General features: G+C 34.4%; 12 protein-coding genes. 4 read left to right on the top strand and 8 right to left on the bottom strand.

The window, feature by feature from the left end; genetic code table 11:
- Positions 1 to 77 precede the first annotated feature (77 nt).
- From RT99_RS21735 to RT99_RS21710, 6 genes are all read right to left on the bottom strand, one after another.
- On the bottom strand, positions 78 to 1,466 hold the full coding sequence (locus RT99_RS21735; protein ID WP_052483759.1) for a S9 family peptidase: 1,389 nt from the start codon (positions 1,464 to 1,466) through the stop codon (positions 78 to 80).
- 21 nt (positions 1,467 to 1,487) lie between these two features.
- On the bottom strand, positions 1,488 to 3,485 hold the full coding sequence (locus RT99_RS21730) for a TlpA disulfide reductase family protein (RefSeq protein ID WP_042566841.1): 1,998 nt from the start codon (positions 3,483 to 3,485) through the stop codon (positions 1,488 to 1,490).
- A 63-nt stretch (positions 3,486 to 3,548) separates the two neighbouring features.
- Positions 3,549 to 4,952, bottom strand: a complete 1,404-nt coding sequence (locus RT99_RS21725; RefSeq protein ID WP_042566840.1) for a RagB/SusD family nutrient uptake outer membrane protein — start codon at positions 4,950 to 4,952, stop codon at positions 3,549 to 3,551.
- A gap of 11 nt (positions 4,953 to 4,963) precedes the next feature.
- Positions 4,964 to 8,494, bottom strand: coding sequence for a SusC/RagA family TonB-linked outer membrane protein (locus tag RT99_RS21720; protein WP_242607241.1), 3,531 nt, complete (start codon positions 8,492 to 8,494; stop codon positions 4,964 to 4,966).
- 191 nt (positions 8,495 to 8,685) lie between these two features.
- Entirely contained in the window at positions 8,686 to 9,822 is a 1,137-nt protein-coding gene (locus RT99_RS21715; RefSeq protein WP_052483758.1) for a FecR family protein, read from the bottom strand.
- 133 nt (positions 9,823 to 9,955) lie between these two features.
- On the bottom strand, positions 9,956 to 10,519 hold the full coding sequence (locus RT99_RS21710; RefSeq protein ID WP_042566837.1) for an RNA polymerase sigma factor: 564 nt from the start codon (positions 10,517 to 10,519) through the stop codon (positions 9,956 to 9,958).
- Between the two features lie 372 nt (positions 10,520 to 10,891).
- Between RT99_RS21710 and RT99_RS21705 the strand changes: the two genes are divergently transcribed.
- The 4 genes from RT99_RS21705 to RT99_RS21690 are packed head-to-tail and all read left to right on the top strand — an operon-like array spanning position 10,892 to position 17,062.
- The gene (locus RT99_RS21705) at positions 10,892 to 11,509 is read left to right on the top strand and encodes a TetR/AcrR family transcriptional regulator (RefSeq protein WP_042566836.1); all 618 of its coding nucleotides are present in this window, start codon (positions 10,892 to 10,894) and stop codon (positions 11,507 to 11,509) included.
- Between the two features lie 57 nt (positions 11,510 to 11,566).
- Positions 11,567 to 12,901, top strand: a complete 1,335-nt coding sequence (locus tag RT99_RS21700) for a TolC family protein (protein ID WP_042567201.1) — start codon at positions 11,567 to 11,569, stop codon at positions 12,899 to 12,901.
- Between the two features lie 17 nt (positions 12,902 to 12,918).
- A complete protein-coding gene (locus RT99_RS21695; protein ID WP_042566835.1) occupies positions 12,919 to 14,004 on the top strand; it encodes an efflux RND transporter periplasmic adaptor subunit in 1,086 nt (361 codons plus the stop codon).
- A 7-nt stretch (positions 14,005 to 14,011) separates the two neighbouring features.
- Positions 14,012 to 17,062, top strand: coding sequence for an efflux RND transporter permease subunit (locus RT99_RS21690; RefSeq protein WP_042567200.1), 3,051 nt, complete (start codon positions 14,012 to 14,014; stop codon positions 17,060 to 17,062).
- A gap of 219 nt (positions 17,063 to 17,281) precedes the next feature.
- Here the strand turns inward: RT99_RS21690 and RT99_RS21685 are convergent, their stop codons facing one another.
- Together RT99_RS21685 and RT99_RS21680 are read right to left on the bottom strand one after the other, a co-directional pair.
- Positions 17,282 to 19,075: an alkaline phosphatase gene (locus RT99_RS21685; RefSeq protein WP_082036999.1), complete on the bottom strand. Its 1,794-nt coding sequence runs from the start codon at positions 19,073 to 19,075 to the stop codon at positions 17,282 to 17,284.
- Positions 19,076 to 19,321: 246 nt separating this feature from the next.
- Positions 19,322 to 21,064: a RagB/SusD family nutrient uptake outer membrane protein gene (locus RT99_RS21680; protein ID WP_042566834.1), complete on the bottom strand. Its 1,743-nt coding sequence runs from the start codon at positions 21,062 to 21,064 to the stop codon at positions 19,322 to 19,324.
- Between the last annotated feature and the right edge of the window lies 1 nt (position 21,065).

Raw genomic sequence — 21,065 nt, 5'->3', positions numbered from 1 at the left:
AACCTTGGTAATCAGGTGTTTTGTGGTTTTCAATCTTTGTCAAAGTTTGAAACTTTGACAAAGATGATCACCTAATATTACTTTTTATATCGGCTTAAAATCCATTTGGCGATATCGTCCAGAACTTCGGGAGCAAAAACTTCGTCTATTTCTTTGACTTCTTTCTGCGTACAAGTTGTGCAATGCTGGTACATGTGATTTAATCCCGGATAAATTTTAGTCGTCAGGTCTTTGGTTTTTAGATGTTTTTTGAATGAATTTACATTTTCTACCGCCGGAACCTGAATGTCTTTGTCTCCATTTCCTATAAATACCGGAATTGTAATTTTGGGCAAATAATCTTCAGGATTGTAATGAATGGTGTATCGATACCATTTTTTATCAGCATCTCTTGAATATCGGTAGGTAAAAGTCTCATCACGCCTGTCTGAAAGCTGTATTTTTTTTAGCATAACTGAATCCTGCATTTTTATCCAGGCTTTTGTTTTTGCTTCAATAACAGGTTTTGCAGATTCGTCATCTTTGGTATCATAAACAGCTTTGAACAATATGTTGTACAACTCCATTTGTTTTCCCACAACTTCATCTGTAAAACCATAACTTTTAAGGATTGCCGTATTTTGCAAGTTCAGCATTTCGAGTCCGCTTACTCCTACTCCGGATAAGCTTATCATGAATTTTACATCTTTATTCCTCGAACTTACAATCGATGCAATCATACCTCCTTCGCTATGACCAATTAAACCTATTTGTGACGCATCAATAGTTGGATCGTTTTTTAGGCAGGCAATTTCTTCATCAATATCGTCGGCAAAATCTCCGGTTGTTGCGATTTCAAAATCTCCTGTTGTTTTACCAATTCCACGGTCGTCAACGCGCAAAGAAGCTATTCCGTTTTTTGCCAGATAATCTGCTAAAACGGTAAAAAATTCTCTGCCTACATACGTATAATTACGATCATGCTGTCCTGTTCCTGAAATTAAAATAGCAATTGGATATTTCTTTTTATTTTTCGGAAGTGTCAATGTCGCTCCATACGTCAGTTTGGTGTTTTTTCCTAAAAAGGTAAAATCTTTCACTTCATACGGATATGTTTTTTGCGGATGCTGTGCAAAAAACAACGGTTTAATTTCGTTTTGTTTCTTTAAGATAATTGTCGCATTTGGAATTGAGTAATTATTAAAAATTCCTGTGATTGCTGTTTTCTGCGGATTGTATTTTCCTTTAAAAGTAAAACCGTACATATCATTTTTAAAGGAAACACTATCAGCAACAATTTTTACGGCAACTTTAGATTCTGAACCTAATTCAGGAATACTAAAGGCCAGGGAATCTATTTTACTATCAAAATCACCAGAAACTAATATGCGGTACGATTGATATTGTCCCTGCCAGATGGTTTGTGAAAAACCAATCTGACAGCACAATAACAAAATGCTGAGATATAAAAAATTAACAATTTTCATTTTCTAACCTTTTTAACTAAATTATTTTTTCTCAGCTTTTAAATATTCTATGATAATCGAAATTTCATCGGCAAGTTCTGTTGGGCTTCCAAAATATCCATTAGACATCCATCTTAATTTTCCGTTTTGATCGATAATCATTTTTTCAGGAATTCCTGAAAATTGAAATGCTTTTGCATATTTATCATATACTTCGTCAAATTTTCCTGTTTTTGGATTTTTTCCATCATACAAAATCGTAAAATCAAAGTTTTTCTCTTTTATAAATGCCTGTGTTTGTGCTTTAAAATCTTTAATATATTCCTGTGTATCTACAAAATAGAAATTCACATTAGGATCCTGTTTGTATTTTTCAACCGCCATCTGCATTCCGGGCATTGCATTTTTACAAGGTCCGCACCACATTGCCCAAAAATCAAGTACGACAATTTTTCCTTTGTGATCGGCTAATTTTACTTTTCCGCCTTTGCTGCTTTCTAACTCAAAACCTTCAATTGGCTTATTGATAAGTTCTGCAATCAATTTGGTTTTGTGTTCCTGAATATTACTGTCTGATTTAAATGAATTGACATAAGCTTCAAAACCTGCTGCTGCACCGCCTTCTTTTAAATAAATGGCTTTTAATGAAGCGAGCATTTCCGGAGTTGATTTGTTTTCTCTAATGCTGATTGCTAACAATTCCTTAGCGTCCAGCGTTTTTCCTTCTCTTATAAGCATTCTTGTATACACTTCATTATACGAAGCGTCTTTATACCCGTAAAACGGCTTAACTTTATCTAGATACCTTCTCTCTAAATCATAGTTTTTAAAGTATTCCTGAAGTTTTGCATACGTAAAATATTCTCTTGCTGCATAATTCAATGCCTGAGCCTGCCATTCTTTTGGAGATAATTTTTGAACAAATTCTTTCGGAACATACGTTTCTCTGCTTTCCATTTCAGGAATAATTATATCGGCGTATTTTTTTAATGTTTCCAAAGATGTTTTTTCAACTCCGTCTTCATTTCTGTTAAATGGAATTGAAATTAAGTGCCAGGAATAATCTAATACATTATAGAACGAAACTTTTTTTACGCTGTTGATGGCAAAGTCGTAATCTTTGTTTTTTACGATATAATTGTAAGCGATTGCCTTGAATAATTTATCGCTGTAAAGGCTTTCTGTCTCAGTAACAACATCTAAGAATTTTTCTTTTGGAAAATTCTTTTCAAACTCGTTATATTCTTTTACTTTTTTATCAAAATCTTTTTCCATAAACATTTTTTTGATTTCAATATCGCGAGCCAAAACCCCTTTTGGATATTTTTTCAAAATTGCCTGTTGTACTGAGTCTATAAAAACTTTATTAGCCGTTGGCTCTAATAAATTCAATGTTCTGGTCACATTGTACTGATCCTGATTATCTAATTCATTAGTAAGTATAAATCGGATTTCTTTTTTAATACGAGGAGAAAAATCACCGCCTCTAACAATTTGAGCTACTTTTAAGGCAGGATAAAATATCTTCTTACGGCTTTCCGGATGGTATTGCAATTCGTAATTTACCCACATTACGGCTACAGAATCATTTTTAAAAGCAGATTCATCAACAATATTCGGAACATCATCTGCAAAAACTTTGTTGCGCAGCATTCCCCAGCCAATATAAGCGCCCGGAGATTTTGGCAACATCCAGCTGTAAGTAGTCAGTCCGCCTTTATCTACTAAAGTATCCGAAGTAAAAATAAAAGTTATTAATGACGCATGATCTGAAAGTTTTACTTTAGTCTGCCATTTTTTATCTGCATTTGCTTTTAGATTAATATCCTTAATTTGCCATTTGAAATTATCGTAAGTATAAAGTCTTGCCGAAACTTCTTTTGCATTTTTTAAAACCGTTTGTGAAGGGTCGTATGTTATGGTAATTTCTTCTCCCGGATTTGGTTGCTCTGGCGCAACATCAAATGTTTTAACTTGATCTTGCGCATATATAGAAGCATTCGCAACTATAGAAAGTGCTAATAGTTTTAATATTTTCATTTTTTTTGATTTTATAAGCACGCCTATGTAGGTTTTTAGGCGTGCTGTATGCTCTAAATTTTATTAATTTTGTTGTAAATCAGGGGCGTAATCAAAGTAGATTGCTGCAAAAGGAAACTGATAACGGGCTCCGTTTGGTTCGATACTAAAAGTTTCGTTTAAATAGGTGCGTGTAATGGTTTTAGCAAAACGAGGATCTTTATTTAAACGTTTTAAATCAGCCCATCTAAATCCGCCTCTTCCCATTAATTCTTTTCGGCGTTCTGCCAATACTTTAACAAGAGCGTCATTGGCATCAACTGCAGTTAAATCGGTATAATCTACGGCTCTAAAACGACTTTTTCTTAAAGTATTAATCGTATTCATTGCTGCTCCGGCACTTCCTGCTCTGGCTTCACATTCAGCTTTAATCACATACATTTCAGGTACTGTTGGTCCGGCGTTACGTCCGTCTCCTGATAAAAGTTCTTTTGAGAAAGCTCTTCCCTGAGTAAGAGTTCCGTACGTCATAGTACTTAAAGGTCTTGTGTACAACTGGTATCTAAGATCGTTGTTATCAAATGAATTTAATAACTCGTCGCTTAATGATAAAACCATTGGCGAATACATATAACTACCTGATTCTTTTGCCAGTATATTTTCAGGATCCTGAAAAGTTCTCGGCCATGAATAATCTCCCAGATTTTGGTAATCTTCCATATTCAACAGGTTGTTTTGCAGGGCCAATGCGGCTTCTGCACTTTGCTGTGCTTCGGCATAATTTCCCATATACAAATTGGCTCTTGCCAAAAGTGCAAAAGCAGCTGCTCTTGAAGGGAACCAGATGTTTCTTCCTGTTTGTACGGCTTTTAATCCTGATGTAGTGGCTTCTGTAAGATCTTTTATAATTTGATCATAAACTTGTTTTACAGATGCTCTTGTAATGTTTTCGGTCACAGTTGGTTCAGTTAAAAGCGGAATTCCAGGATCTGTATCTGCTGTTGCAGGATCATAAGCTTTAGCAAATACATTTGCCAGGGTTAAAAAGATGTAAGCTCTGTGTACCTGTGCTTCTCCTTTTATGGCTAAACGTTCAGCATCTGTACCGTTTTTACTGGTCATTACCTCAGAAATTATGACGTTGCAAGTAAATAATGTTGTATACAGAGAATTCATATCACTATCTCTTTCTCCTATCGGAATAATTTCATCTGCCCATTTATATGTTTGCACATAAGGTTTGTAATATGCCGATCCCGAGAAATTCTGATTAAAATAGGCCGCATGATCATCACGCATTACAATATCATCTGAAGCCACATCTACTAAACCATAAGTGCTGTTAAACGTACTGGCTCCCTGCAGTAAATATCTGTAGTTTACTGTTTCTTCCGGTATTAATCTTCCTTCAGTTTGTATGTCTACATAATTATCACAACTTGTTAAAAGTGTTGATAAAATCCCTATATATATTAAATATTTTTTCATCGTTGCAGCTTTTAAAAGTTAAAATTGAATCCTACTGAATACATTGCCGTTGGAGGCAGTTTCATGTTGTTTCCTGTATATGGCAGAAAATCAGGGTCTAAATCTTCTTTGTTTTTTCTCCAGATAATACCCAGATTTCTTGCTGAACAAGTTAATGAGGCGCCTTGTATAAAAGTGTTTGCAAACAAATCTGATAAGTCATATTTAAGCGAAACTTCTTTAAATCGAATGTGGTCTCCATCAATTACTCTGTTATCACCAAAAGTATAACGGGAATAACTGTAACCACTCATTCCTCTAACACCTGGAACATTTGTAGTTGCTTCGTCTCCCGGATTTCTCCATCTCTGATCGATTTCTGTATTTAAATCATATCCGTTAAAGCTTCCGTATCGGGTTACATACTGATCAAATGATGGTTTGAACAACACATAATCCAATTTATAAGTAGCCAAAAGATAAAGTGAAAGTTTTTTATACGTTAAATTAGCACTTAAACTTCCGTAATATTTGGGTGTCGAAGTTCCCATATACTTCATATCTGCCATATCGGTCAAAGCAACATTAGACTGCACAATGTTTCCGTCTCTGTCATATACCTGAACAGAACCTGTATTATTTAATCCAGCATTTCTAAAGGCAAAAACACTATTAAGTCCATAACCCACAATTGGTGCTCCAGTTCCTGAACCATTTAAAAATTGTGAATAATTTGTAAATCTTGAATCGGTAACTTCGTTTTTATTATAAGATGTAACTAAGTTCAAATCAAAACCAAAATTTTTCGTTTTAACAATAACACCGTTTAAATTCAAATCAATTCCATGCCCTTCTAACGTTGATGCATTTCTCACTAACATATTGTTTGGAGTACCATAAAATGGCGAAACCGGAAATTCCATAATTAAATCCTTGCTGTCTTTTTTGTAATATTCTATAGTTCCGTTTAAACGATAATTAAGAAGATTGAAATCCAAACCAAAATTCATGATTCCTGTTTTTTCCCAACGCAACGCCGGATTGGCTGCTGCCGAAACAAAAGCGTATGGTACTTGTGAAAAACGGTCAATATCTGCAAGCGAAATACTGGTAAAAGGGAAAGTACTCAAACTAATATTACCGTTATATCCATAACTTGCTCTAAAAGCCAAATTATCAATAAGGGTTACTCCTTTCATGAAATTTTCTTTGATGATATTCCATTTAAAACCTGTAGACCACAAAGGTGTTCTTCTATAACTTTTATCTACACCAAAATTGTTGTAGTCGTCCAATCGCGCACTTCCTGAAATTGTATATTTATTATCATAAGTATAAGATGCATTACCATAATAAGATAAAAAGCGGCGTGTTGCACTTTTTAAGGTATTATTATAACTTACTCCCTGAGGATAACCGTAAATTGTATTAGGTGTATTTGAAGGAAGATCAATCGAAGTCTGAGACGTATCATTGTAACCAAATAATGTTCCTGACTGATTTGATTCTTTAGTTTCTCTAAATTCTATACCTCCCATGGCATCAATAGAATGTTTATCAGCCAAAGTAGTATTGTACGTTAATTGTCCACGACCGGTATAACTGTCTTTACCAAACCTTGAGTTTTGACTTATTCCTCCTAACGGAATTCCATACACAAGTTCATTGCTACCTGGATCAAGATAGGTGTATTGATTAATAAAGTCCCTTGTTTGAAAGGTATTAATATTATATAAATTGTCGTTCTTTAAATTAGAAGTTTCAATAAAATAGGTTCCCACTGCATTTAATCCTTTTAGCAAAGGAGCAGTAACAGAAATATTGGCCGAATAATTTTGCTCGTTTATGGTTTTATTACGATTATTTAATTCATCCATATAGTTGTAAGTCCATGGCAAATATCCTTGGCTTTCAAGTCTTTGAGTATCTGCACTGTAAAAACGTCTTTCGTAAGAAACTGAATTCCCGTTTTCATCAACAATTTGGTCGTACGGTAAGTAGGTTGTTAATGAAGCCCCAAGTGGTTCTAAACCCAAACCATTTTGATCGTAATTGAAGATAGATCCTTTTACGCTTGTACTTACTTTTAGGTAATTAAGCAGCTTAAAATCCTGGTTTATAGTAAATGTCATACGTTTACCACCAGTACCAATAGCCGAAGTTTTTTCGTTAGAAAAAGAAGCTGATGTAAAATAAGAATAATCATTTTCGCCACCACTAAAAGAAAAATCATAGCTATTTGATTCTGAAGGACGCATAATATACTTTGTAATCTGATCATAATTATTTCTGCCTCTTAAAATATCCAGCTGTGCATTTTTCTGGTCAGCAGTAATAGTTCCTCTTTTTTCCTGAAGCATTAATTCGACTCCCTGACTTACAGGTGTTGAATTATAAAGACTAAAAGCCATTGCCGGGTCTGTAATAATTCCTTTATCTACCAGTTCCTGCTCCAGATTTAATACCTGAGAAGAATTCATCAAAGGCAGAGTTGAGATCTTAGATGTGTTTGCAATAGCATAATTTTGAGAAGCACTGAATTTTGTTTTTCCTCTTTTTCCTTTTTTGGTTTCGATTATCATAACTCCATTTGCAGATCTTGCACCGTAAATAGAAGCCGCTGCCGCATCTTTCAAAAAAGTTATTTTTTCGATATCTTTTGGATTTATTGTTCTAATATCCAATTCTGTAGGAGCTCCGTCTAAAATAATCAATGGTAAGCTGCTGGCACCGCTGGTATCATAAGTAGACTGGCCTCTTATTCTAAAGTTGTAACTGGTTTTGGTGGCACCTGCACCAAATAAATTGGAGTAAACAAATGTATTATCAGATTCCAAAACATCAATTGCCAAACCTGCAACCTGACCTTCTAACTGGTGCATTACGTTTGAAACCGGAATTTTCTCCAAATCTTTTGCCGTAATTACAGATACAGATCCTGTCGATTTGTTTTTTGAAATTTTCTGGTAACCATTATTCACGACAATTTCGTTCATTAAGGCTACTTTTTCTTTTGCTATTATTGTGATATTGGGCCGACCTTCAAGAAACACATTTGTTGTTTCTACGGTTAATCCTGTAACTTCGATAATAGCATCTGTTGGCACATCGTATAAAACGAAGCTTCCGTCAAAATCGGTTACAGCTCCAATTTTTGTTCCTGTTACCCAAACATTTACGCCCGGATACGGATCTTTCTGCGCGTTAAGGACTTTTCCTTTAACCTGAATAGATCCGGTAGTTTTATTTTCGGGTCTTGAAGAAGTGACAACAATAGTTTTGTCCTGAATAGAAAAAGAAAACTGCTGGCCTTCAAAAATAATGGCTAAGGCTTCCGGGATACTTTTTTTCTGAATATTCAGGTTGACTGGTTTTGCATTTTCTAATATCTTAACATTATAAAAGAAAACATATCCTGTTTGCTTTGTAATACTATTAAATACAGTTTGAAAACTTAAATTATTTCCATCAATAGTCACTGTCTTAGTGCTTTGTGCAAAAGACAAGCAGCTAAGAAGAAGCAATAATATAAGGTATAGTTTTTTCAAATTGCCAGTTGTCATGGACAGGAATTTTTCTATTTGGGAAGAATTCTTGTGTGGTTGTAATTTTTGATTGGTTAAAAATTTCATTACTTTTGAACGGTTAGTTATTAAATAGGATCGGTTAATTTTATTTAGAACTACGCTATACATACCCACAGCGCTCCAACGCTATGGGTATTTTTTTTGCGTAAAGTTCTTGCGGCACTATATTACTGTGTCACAAGCACCTCCTTTCCTGAAACTTTAAAGTGAACATCTTTGCTTTCAAGCATTTTTAATACCTGATCTAGTTTTAAGTCTTTTTGAATGGCACCCTGAAATTTTTCATCCGGAATTTTTCCTTTATAAATTACTTTGACATCATACCATCTTTCGATCTCCCGCATGATTTCATCATATTTTGCATTTTCAAAATAGAAAAGTCTGTTTTTCCAGGCGATGGCGAGTTCTGTATTCACCTCTGCAATTTTCATTGTATGCCTGTCGATTGTTACGGTAGTTTGCTGACCCGGTTTTACGATCATTGTATTATCGTCTTCGGTCACTTTGATTTTTCCTTCTAATAAAGTAGTTTTTAAAACCGGTTCATTTTCATAAGCCCTGATGTTAAAATGAGTTCCTAAAACTTCAACCTGCTGTCCGTTTGAGAAAACCTTAAACGGCATTTTTTCATTATGCGAAACTTCAAAATAAGCCTCGCCGGTTAAAACAACCGATCTTTCGTTTCCATCAAAATAAGTTGGATATTTTAAGGATGAACCAGCATTCATCCAGACATTGGTTCCGTCTGGCAATGCAATCTGAAAAGTTTTTCCGTTGGGAGTAATTAGCGTATTGTAGGTTGGTTTTCCGGTATGCTGATCGTTATTTTCATCATATCGAATGCTTCCGTCTTTATCTTTGGTAATCACGACACTTTGCTGGCTGGCGACAACTCCATTTTTCTGATCATTCAAAATTACCTTTGAACCGTCAGATAAAGTAAGCACTATATCATTAGAATTTTGAATTGCCTCTTTGGTTTCAATTGTTCCTTTTCCGGAATCAATTGCGTTTGTTTTAGTAATCGTAAAATATCCAATTCCTAATAATAAAGCCACAGATGCGGCGATGGCATATTTATAATACGATTTTCTACTTTTCTTAGGAGAAATTCTTTTATCAACTGCCTGCCATGCTTTATTAAGATCAAGTTCGGCTTCGCTAATTTCAATTTGGTAATTTTCCTTAACCTTTTCAAAATATTCCCTGTGCAAAGCTGACTCCTTGTACCATGTATCAAAAATCGATTCTTCTTCTGGGGAAAGAGTATCGTTTATTTTCGCTATGATGATTTTAAATTCCATTTTCAGAATCTCTTTAAATTAACAATTACTTAATGTAATATATTAGCAAGACAACCGAAAGATGAAAATGGGTGACAAAAAATTAATAAAAAGTGAAAAAAAAGTAAAATTAGCCTAAAAAGCAAAATTTAACTTACAACAAGGGAGAAAACAAACTAAGCAGCAATGGTATAGCCTGATTGATTTTCTGTTTGGCACGCTTAAGCTGCGTCTTTACCGTATTGACAGATATATCGAGCTTTTCCGCTATTTCGATGTATTTGTAATTTTCGACAAATTTTAGTTTAAAAATTTCCTGCATACTTTCGGGAAAAGTTTCAATGATTTTTAAAATCTGGGTATATAAGATTCTTTTTTCTTCTTCAGAAATCATTTCAAAATCTTCTTCCCACACTAATATCGAGTTAAGATCGATTAAATTAATATCGTCTGTAATTTTTAGGGATTTAAGATAGTTCAGGCATTTATTGCGAACCATGGCATACAAATAGGCTTTTAACGAAGATTTGATTTCAATATCGCCAGAGTTTTCCCATAGTGAGATAAAAACTTCCTGCACAATATCTTCACTCGCATCTTTGTCGTATAAAAAGTTATTGGCATACAAAACCATCCCTCTATAAAAATGATTAAAGACATTATTATAAACGGATTTATTCTGATTGCGAAGCTCTTCTAAAACTATATTTATTTCCAAAGTGAGAGTTAAAAAAATAATATGTTTGTGCAAAAAACAAATCTATATAAATTTAATTTATCCTGAAATATCATTCCAATTTCTTTGAATACTATCAAAACTGATCGCCAAATTAGAACAATAATTGAGAAATAATAAAAAAACGAGATTTTAATTATTATAAAAAAACAATATTAGTACTTCTCTTACTCAATTCTGATATTGCATTAATACTATTAATCTTAGGCGATTTTTAAACTTAATACTATATGTACGTAAATTTCTCTTTTTAAGTTCCTGTTTCTCTGTTTAAAATATAAAGAAAACAAATTAATTTCAAAAAATGAACACTGTTCAAAAAATAATTTTATATTTGCAGAATAAATTATACAAATGAGTACTGCCGAAAGAAAAGCACGTGAAAAAGAAGCCTTAAAACTACTTATTCTAAAAGGAGCCAAAAAACTCTTTTTAGAACGCGGTATTGAGCAGACTACAATTCGTAATATTGCTGATGAAATAGATTACAGCGTAGGAACTGTATATGTATATTTTAAGGATAAAAATGCCATTTTACACGACTTACACTCTATCGGTTTTGACGAATTAAGCGGTTATTTTAAAGAATTATTTTCGATAAAAGACCCTATGGAACGTCTTAAAAAAATGGGGTTTACCTATATTAAATTTGCCCTTGAAAATACAGAAATGTATGATTTGATGTTTATCGTTAAAGCGCCCATGGAATTTATTGAAACCTCTGAAAAAGAAGCTTGGAATGAAGGTGTTGGTACTTTTGGCGCATTAAAAAGTACCGTAGAAGAATGTATGAATAAAGGCCATTTTAAAGGCAATACTTTAGAGCCTTTGTCCTTTATGATCTGGAGCATGGTGCATGGCATGTGTTCTCTTGAAATACGCCAAAGAACAAAAGGTGTAAAATTCTCTAATCCTGATAAAATCTTGTTTGAAGGATATAATGAATATTTAAAAATAATAGAAAAGCTTTAAATTTTTTTTTGATCAAAAAAATGAACAACGTTCAACTAATAAACAATGTACAATAAAATGAAAAAAGTAATAACCCTAACGCTTTTTTGTTTTGGATTTTTAGGATACTCCCAAAGCAAACTCGACAATTATATCCAGATTGGATTAAAAAGTAATGAAGTCATCAAACAGCATAATTTTGACATCAACAAAAGCATGTATGCGCTTAAAGAAGCTCATGCCCTATTCTACCCCACTGTTTCCTTAAATGCCAATTATACCAAGGCAGATGGCGGAAGAACGATCGATATCCCGATTGGCGATATGCTGAATCCGGTTTACAATACCTTAAATCAGATTACAAATTCGAATGCATTTCCTTCTTTGCAAAATCAATCTGTACTCATCAATCCGGATAATTTTTATGATGCCAAAATTCACACTACAATGCCTTTATTGAATTTTGAAATTATTTACAACAAGAGGATTAAAAGCCAGCAAACTTCTTTACAAAAAATAGAACTTGAAATTTACCAGAGAGAATTGGTTAAGGAAATCAAAATTGCGTACTACAAATACCTGCAATCTATTGAAGGAATTAACATTTATCAGGACGCTTTAAAGCTGGTTAAGGAAAACCAAAGAGTGAATCAGTCTTTATTTAAAAATGATAAAATAAACCGTACCGCAGTTTTGCGAAGTGATAATGAGGTAATTCGCATCGAAGCAAACCTTGAAACAGCAAAACAAGTAAACAGCAACGCCAAAACTTATTTTAATTTTTTAATCAATCAAAAATTGGATAGTGAAATTGAAATTGATGCAAACAACGAATCTACACCTACTATTTTGGTAAATGAAAATACATCAAACCGCGAAGAGCTTTCAAAATTAACTCAGGTTAGCGAAATCAACAGTAATGTCAGCAAACTTACAGAATCGTATTGGTATCCTAAATTAAGCGGTTTTGCTGATTTTGGTTTTCAGGATTTTGATTTTGAAGTCAACAAACAATCCAGATATTATTTTGCAGGCGTTGGTTTAGAATGGAATATTTTTTCGGGCAACAAAAACAAATACAAACTAAAACAGGTTGAAGAAGACAGTAAAAAAATAAGTTCCCAAACCGATAATGTGAGACAGCAATTACTGCTTCAGTTTCAGGTATCTCAAAACAATCTCAAGTCGGCTCTGGAACAATTCAATGCAGATAAAAATCAAAAAGAATCGGCTAAGAAATACAACGAAGATATTACCAAATTATACAAAGAAGGTCAGGCGATTTATATCGAACTGCTTGATGCACAAAATCAATGGGTTAATGCCCAACTAAATACGAATATCTCGCTTTATAATTCCTGGATTGCTTTTGCCGAATTAGAAAGAGCCAATGCCACTTTTACTTTTAAATAATCCCAAAAACAAAAATTATGAAATCAAAAATTTACGAATACCTAAATAATAATTTTATACATAAAAAAGCATTAGCAATATGTCTTTTTGTATTTCCCGTTTTTTATGCGTGTCATGAAGAAAAAAAAGAAACGAATCAATTTGAATACAGCGAAACTGTTGCCATCAAAACAGCGACTGTCGAATCTCTTTCATTAACCAGCAATATAAATGCTTCTGGTTTAGTGACCACAGAAAATTCTGCTAATTATGCTTTTAAAATTGGCGGTGTAATCAATAAAATTTATGTAGAAGAAGGTCATTTCTTTAAAAAAGGACAACTTCTGGCCACTTTGGATGCTACCGAAATCAGCGCAGGTTTAAACCAGACAGATCTGAATGTAAAAAAATACGAACGTGATTATAACCGTGCTTACAATTTGTACAAAGACAGCGTCTATACTTTAGAACAGCTTCAAAATACAAAAACTGGTCTTGATATTGCAAAAAAACAAAAAGATGCCGTGGCTTTTAATGCGCGTTATGCCAAAATATATGCTACTGCCAATGGTTTTGTATCGCAAAAATTAGCCAATGAAGGCGAAGTTGTGGCACCCGGTTCTCCTATTTTAGCCATCAACGAAACGACGCAAAACAATAATTATTTATTAAAGATTGGTTTGACAGACAAAGAATGGGCAGCCGTAAAATTGGGGCAAAAAGCCAATGTAACTCTTGATGGTTATCCTGATAATCAATTTAATGCGACTGTTTTTAGAAAGTCACAAGCGGCAGATGCGGCACTTGGCTCTTTTCAGGCCGAATTAAAACTGGACATGAAAAACATCAAACCGGCTGTAGGCATGTTTGGCAAAGCCGAAATACGTACTGATGCGACAAAAGATGTAATTACAATTCCGTATGATGCTCTTATTGAAGCTGATGGAAATAAAGCTTTTGTATTTATTGTAGCAAACAACAAGGTAAAAAGACAGCCTGTTTCTATTTTTAAATTTGAAAATAATACGGTTTATATCAAAGACGGCCTGCAAAAAACAGATCAGATTGTGATCTCGAACAGTGCTTATTTAAATGAACAATCAACGATCAAAATCATTAAATAATCATAAGATGAAGATAACAAACTTTGCCGTTAAAAATTATCAGTTTACGCTGATTATATTTCTTCTAGTGTCGGTTGTGGGGTATATTACGCTGTTTTCGATGCCAAGATCTGAAGATCCATCTACGCATCCGCCCCAATATCTTATTACGGTTATTTATCCCGGAACTAGTCCGAAAGATATGGAGGAACAAGTCGTAAAACCTATTGAAAATAAAATTTACGGACTTGAAAATATCGATAAAATCTTAACTACCGTCGAAGATGGCGTTGCTGCTTTTCAGGTAAAATTTAAATACGGAGTTGATGTTGACAACAAATATCAGGAAATTTCTACTGAAATGAACGCGCTGAAAAACAGTGAACTTCCAAAAGATATTTATCAGATTAAAACAGAAAAAATTGCTTCTTCTGATGTAAAAATTCTTCAGGTGGCTTTGGTTTCTGAAAATGCTTCGGATAAAAAACTGCGCAATGAAGCGGATGAATTAAAATCAAGACTGGAAAAAATTACCAATTTAAAAGACGTAAAATATTCCGGCGTTCCGGAACAGGAAATTCGAATTGACCTCCAATTGGATAAATTAGCACAATTAAAAATTCCGTTGAATGTGGTTATGGGAAGCTTACAAAGTGAAGCCGCCGATATCCCCGGAGGAAGCATTGATCTTGATACTAAGGTTTTTAATGTAAAAACAAGCGGAAAATTTAAAAATGAAGAAGATGTTGCCAATACCGTTATTTACAACGCAAACGGAAAAATAATCTACATGAAAGATGTTGCCGAAGTAAGCTACAAATCTCAAACAGTAGATCATATTACCCGCATTAACGGACATCGCTGTGTTTTGGTTTCTGCCGGAATGAAAGATAATGTAAACATAACCGATGTTAAAAAACAATATGACCCAATTGTAGCCGAATTTACCAAAGAATTACCTCAAAACATCAAATTGATCAACAACTTTGATCAGGCTAATATGGTTTCGCAGCGTTTGGGGCATTTGGGTTTTGATTTCGGACTTGCTATTTTTCTCGTTATTATCACGCTTTTACCGTTAGGATCAAGAGCTTCTATAATTGTGATGATTTCGATTCCGCTATCCTTGGCTTTAGGATTAATTGCCATGAATGCGTTGGGTTTTTCTTTAAACCAATTAAGTATTGTTGGTTTGGTTGTTGCGCTGGGTTTACTAGTGGATGACAGTATTGTTGTTGTTGAAAATATTGAGCGCTGGCTTCGTGAAGGTCACTCAAAAATGGAAGCGGTTTTGAAAGGCACAAAACAAATAGGAATTGCTGTTGTAGGATGTACCGCAACGCTGATTATTGCGTTTTTACCTTTGGCTTTTCTGCCCGATGTTGCAGGCGAATTTATCAAAAGTCTTCCAATGGCGGTTATTACGAGTGTTTTAGCGTCTATGGTTGTTGCCTTAACATTGGTACCTTTTCTTGGCAGCCGATTTTTAAAAACACACGATCACGCTGGTGGTAATATTTTTCTTCAGTACCTGCAAAAATTTCTAACGAGATCGTATCGTGATATTATGCCAAAAGCGTTACAATATCCTAAAACAACCATTGCAATTTCATTGTTATTGAGTTTTACCGCTTTTGGATTATTCAGCCTTACGGGATTTAAATTGTTCCCCACTTCTGAAAAGCCAATGTTTTTAATCAACATAAAAACACCGCTGCAATCGAATATTTCAGAAAGCGACAGGGTTACCAAAATGATAGAAGCAGAATTAAAAAACCATAAGGAAATCGCTTTTTATACTTCAAATGTTGGTAAAGGAAATCCGCAGATTTATTACAACATACATCCACAGGATCGAAAACCTGATTTTGCACAGATTTTTGTTCAGTTGGAAGATGAAGCAAAACCTTCTGCTAAAACGGAATTGATTGAAAATTTAAGAGAGAAGTTTAAAACAATGCCGTTCGCCAAAATCGAAGTAAAAGATTTTGAACAAGGTCCGCCGCTGGAAGCTAATATTGTGGTACGTTTATTTGGCGAAGACCAGAAAGTGCTTCGAAAACTGTCTTCTGAAGTAGAAAATATTTTAAGAAACCAAGAAGGAACGATTTACGTTAACAACGAGCTAAATACTTATAAAACCGATGTTAAGGTAAAAATCAACAAAGAAAAAGCAAGAACACTTGGTATTTTAACAAGCGAAGTCGATAAAGTTATTCGTCTTGCTGTTGCGGGATTAACCGTTGGAGATTATATTGACGATCGCGGCGATGCCCGAAATGTAACGCTCACGCTGCCAAGAGATAAGTTTGCCAATCTTGACGCTTTAAAAAACTTGTATGTCAATAATATTCAAGGAACTCCGATTGCGCTGAATCAGATTGCGACAATCTCTTTTGAAACTTCGCCAACGGCAATCAATCATTTTAATAAATCCAGATTCTCAAAAGTTACTGCAGTTTCTAAACATGGTTTTTATGCAAATGATTTGTTGGTAGACATTGTTCCGAAATTGGATAAATTAAAAATGCCAAAAGGATATTATTACAAATTGGCGGGTGAAAAAGAATCTGAAGGCGATTCGCTGGGAGGTAATTTTCTTTCGGTCATTATTTTGAGTACTTTTCTATTCATAGCGGTTTTATTGCTACAATTTAAAACCTTTAAAGGAATTATCATTGTATTGTCTATCATTCCGTTAGGAATTTTGGGTGGCGTAGTATTTTTACTAATCGACGGAAGTCCGATGTCATTGGTGGCGATCATTGGTTTTATCGGCCTTTCTGGTATACAGGTTAAAAACTCGCTTTTGCTGGTCGATTTTACCAATCAGTTACGACAAGAAGGACATTCTATTGATGAAGCAATTGCGATTGCCGGCGAAACCCGTTTTCTGCCCGTTGTATTAACATCAATTACAGCAATCTGCGGACTTATTCCTTTGGCATTAAACTCAAATCCATTGATTGCGCCATTGGCGATCGTATTAATTGGAGGTTTGATAAGTTCCACTATTCTTTCCAGAATCGTAACACCGGTAATGTATAAATTAATACCTCCTAATCTTGATATTGAATAATTAGGATTGAAGAAGATTTGATAAAATGGAAATAAAAAGCATTTTTAGAATCTACCACAACTTACGTATCAAAAACAAAAAGGCTGTTTTACAGCCTTTTTTTGTTTTTGTATAATAGCCCACTTTATTAGGTAATTTTAAGTCTGAAAAAATCTGCAAACAATTTGCAGTCTTCTTCGTTGTCCTCAATAATAACAATTGTCCTTTTTTATTCCTAAATTACTTTAACAGCGAAAGTATTTTAGTGAATACTTCATTATTTTCATATACTCCCTGAAAATCCTGCGAATGTGGCCCATAAGAAAATATAGGCACCATCGTGGCAGTATGGTCGTTTGTTATAAAATCTCCTTCTATTTTGTGTTTTTTGATGTTTCCCTGTGGAATACCAAATCCGGAAGTTTCATGATCTGCCGTAATGACAACCAATGTTCCTTCGTTTTTATCGGCAAAAATAAGAGCCTGAGTTATGGCTGTATCAAAATCTATTGTTTCAGCTACTATTCCGGCAACATTGTTAACGTGCCCGAAACTGTCAATTTGTGCGCCTTCGACCATTAGAAAAAAGGGCTTATTTTTTTTATTTAAAAATTCAAGGCTGTATTTTGTCGCATCTGCCAATAATGCTCCTCTTCCTTCTAAAACAGACGGCACTCTGCCCTGGGAAATAAAAACACCAATAGTATCAGCAGTTACTGTCTGCATGTCTTTTACTGATGGCAATACTTTAAATTTAGAATCTAATGCAATATTCTTAAAAGTAGAAGCACCTCCTCCAACAAATAAGTTCAATTTACTTTTTAATAAATCTTTAGCAATTACTTCTGTATTAGATCTTTCTATTGTGTGAGCATAAAAAGCAGCGGGTGTTGCTCCCGTAATTTCATCTGTTGTTATCACACCTGTAGAAAATTTTCTTTTTTGTAAAATTTCCAAAATATTAGTGATTGGTTTTTGTAAACTATCTGTTCCAATGGCTCTGTTATTTGTTTTTTGACCTGTTGCCAATGCTGTTCCTGCAGCAGCAGAATCTGTTGTAAAATCGTCGGCAGATTGTGTTTTTATAAAACCAACGCTTTTTAATTGTGTTAATGACAATGCGCCGTTATTGGCCAAAACAGCCGAAGATATTTGAGATAAACCATTTCCGTCTCCAATTAAAAGAATTACATTTTTAACAGGACTGTTTTTTTGATCTGTTTTGTAAGTAGGCTTATAAACTGTTGAAGAATTTGTGGCTGTTATGAATCTCTTTGGTAAAAATCCAAGATATTGAACACAATTGTAAGGTGTGTCTGTGTTGATAATATCTACTCCTAATTCTGAAAATGCTTTCCAGGCGCTTTTTGTATCCGGAGCACCCCAAAATCGGAAGGGTTTATTGGTCGCTTTTGCTTTAGAAATAATTGAAGTTATACGATCGTGGTCTTCTTTTGTTAATTTTCCCAATCCATTCCAAACAGAATATTTTTTAAAATCTGCACTAACCATCGCAACTTTTTCCCAATTTTCTTTTGAAATTGATTTCCCTAATTCCTGAAAATCAAAGTAAATAAAATTAGAATACTTTACGTAAGTGTCTGAATTTGGTCTGTTTCCCGATACGATGATTTTAATATTCTGATTTTCTGTGATTGTTTTATATTTACTTAAAACAGAAACGAGTTTGTTAAGTGTTGGTTCAGCATCTGTTTTAATGTCTATTAACAAAAATAATTTCTGCTCCTTTTTGTACTGCATTTTCAAAGCAGTTTCCAGAGGTTTTAAGTACAAAGATTCTAATGTTCTGGAAGCGGTAATATTTTCCTGATCGTGAGCAACATATAAATCATTGTCTTTCAAAAAAATATCAGCTTCTATAGACGCTGCTCCGTTTGAATAGGCATCCCAAAAAGGAATAGTATGATTGTAATCGTTGTGTGAATGTACTTTTACTAAATCTTGAGAATATATTGAATTTCCTGCTCCAAATAATAGTAGGAACAAGCTAATGAATAAAAATGATTTTTTCATTTGAAATGAATTAATGAATTGAAAAAAAGCAATTGGGTATTGGGGCAAAAAGGGTATTAGCGTAAATAAACCGGTATTTTTTCTATCAGATTGTAGGTTTTCTGAAAGAAGAAAAACGTAAAAAAACAGGGTGCTTTAAAAATTCTAAACACCCTTGTTTTTAAAAAAAATAAACACAAGAAGACTGCTCATTATATAGCAATGGCAAAAATGAACAGTCTTCAATTCAAAACAATTAAACAAATTTTAATATCCTTTATTTTGTACTAAATATCCAGGTGTGTTAGAAGCTCCGTCAATTGCTACCTGTGGAATTGGGAACAATCTGTGGTTTACATCTACATCTGATTTTTCAGTCCATTTATCTTCAAAATGGTTAAAACGAATTTGAGTAGTTCTTCTTAAACCTTCCCAATAAAATTCAAAACCATATTCTCTGTACAAAATATCTAAGTTAATAGCCGTAAGCGCAGCAGGAATTGGAGCACGTGCCGTTCTTGAAGTTCTCACGATATTCATATCGGCCAATGCTTCACCAATTTGTCCTTTTCTTAATTTAGCTTCGGCACGCATCATATAAATTTCAGCATATCTAAGCAATACCATATCTACACTGCTGTAGGTATTTCCGTCTGGAGAAGTATGGCTAAATTGATATTTAGACACTCTGTATCCGGAAGCGTGTGCACTTCCTTCCTTAGTAAAATCAACTTTAAGGGTAAGGTTTACATAACCAACTTTTAGATCAGGTCCGTTTCCTTTAATTTGCTTAACCGGATAAATTCTGTATCCGCCATCGCATTTATAAAAAGCTCCGTTTGCATCTTTTCTTGCTGCCCACGGAATACCTCTCATGATTCCTCTGTCAATTTCAAAGTCTTCAGCTTTTACACAGTAGTAATGATTTTCATCATTTAATGGCGAAAGTCCTGTAAGATCTTTTAAGTTGTCTGGCACTTTTGCATTATTTTTATAAAATCTTGAATCAGCATCTGCAGGATCTACAGCACCATAAGCATCAACCCATGTTTGATAAAAATCTGATGTAATAGCCGGACCATCTGTTCCGTCTACGTTAATAGATTCCGGTCTGGCGAACATTGATCCCGGTATTGACCAGTATGCCCAACGGTTATGCTCATCTGCCAAAACTCCACGCTGATCTATGGCGAAAATCAATTCAGGGTTAGAATTATTAGCATCATCAAATAAGTCAAAATACTCTGGAGATAAACTGAATTTACCTGAGTTTATAATGTTGTCAGTATATTTAATCACCTTATCCATATCTGCTGCTGCAAATGCAGGCGTTCCGTAAGGATCACGGTAAACAGCAGCATTTAAGTACAATCTTGAAAGAAGTCCCCAAACTGCAGACTGCGTCATTCTACCCGGCCCTCTTGTAGTATTAATAACATCGGCAACAGACAATAATTCACTTTCTATATAAGAAACGGCATCTTGTCCTCTCAATATTTCTGAGGTACTTGCAGATGATTCTTTTTTAAATACAAGTCCCCAGCTGTCCAATGTCTGCATATTTAAATACGCTCTCAAGGCTTTCATTTCGTAAAGCGCTCCTTGTGCTTCTGTATTTCCACTTTCTGCAAGAGGAGTCAATACTTCAATAGCAGATAATGTTCTCGAAATGTTTTTCGTAAGAGCATTCCAGGTACTTGTAACCAGGTCATTTGTAGGTGTTGTAGTGTGCGCATGTACGGCCAAATATTTTCCTCCATCGTACCAGTCAGTTCCTCCTCTGTATGGTAAAATACCTTCGTCACTGGCAATTAACTGCAAACCAAAATTGTTTGTATGATACCACGTTGATTTTAATTGTCCATAAGCGGGAGCAATTGCGCCACTTATTGCTTCTGTTTTTCCTGCCCCATTTAAGGATTCGTCAAGGACATTTTCTTCCAGGTCAGTACAGCTCCAGGTAAAGAATAAACTGAATGCAAGTCCTGCTATTATTATTTTATTTTTCATG

The sequence above is a fragment of the Flavobacterium sp. MEB061 genome (assembly GCF_000834715.1).
GTDB classification, from domain to species: domain Bacteria; phylum Bacteroidota; class Bacteroidia; order Flavobacteriales; family Flavobacteriaceae; genus Flavobacterium; species Flavobacterium pectinovorum.
The sequence above is the reverse complement of the archived record's forward strand: the minus strand, read 5'-3'. Positions and strand labels throughout refer to the sequence as shown.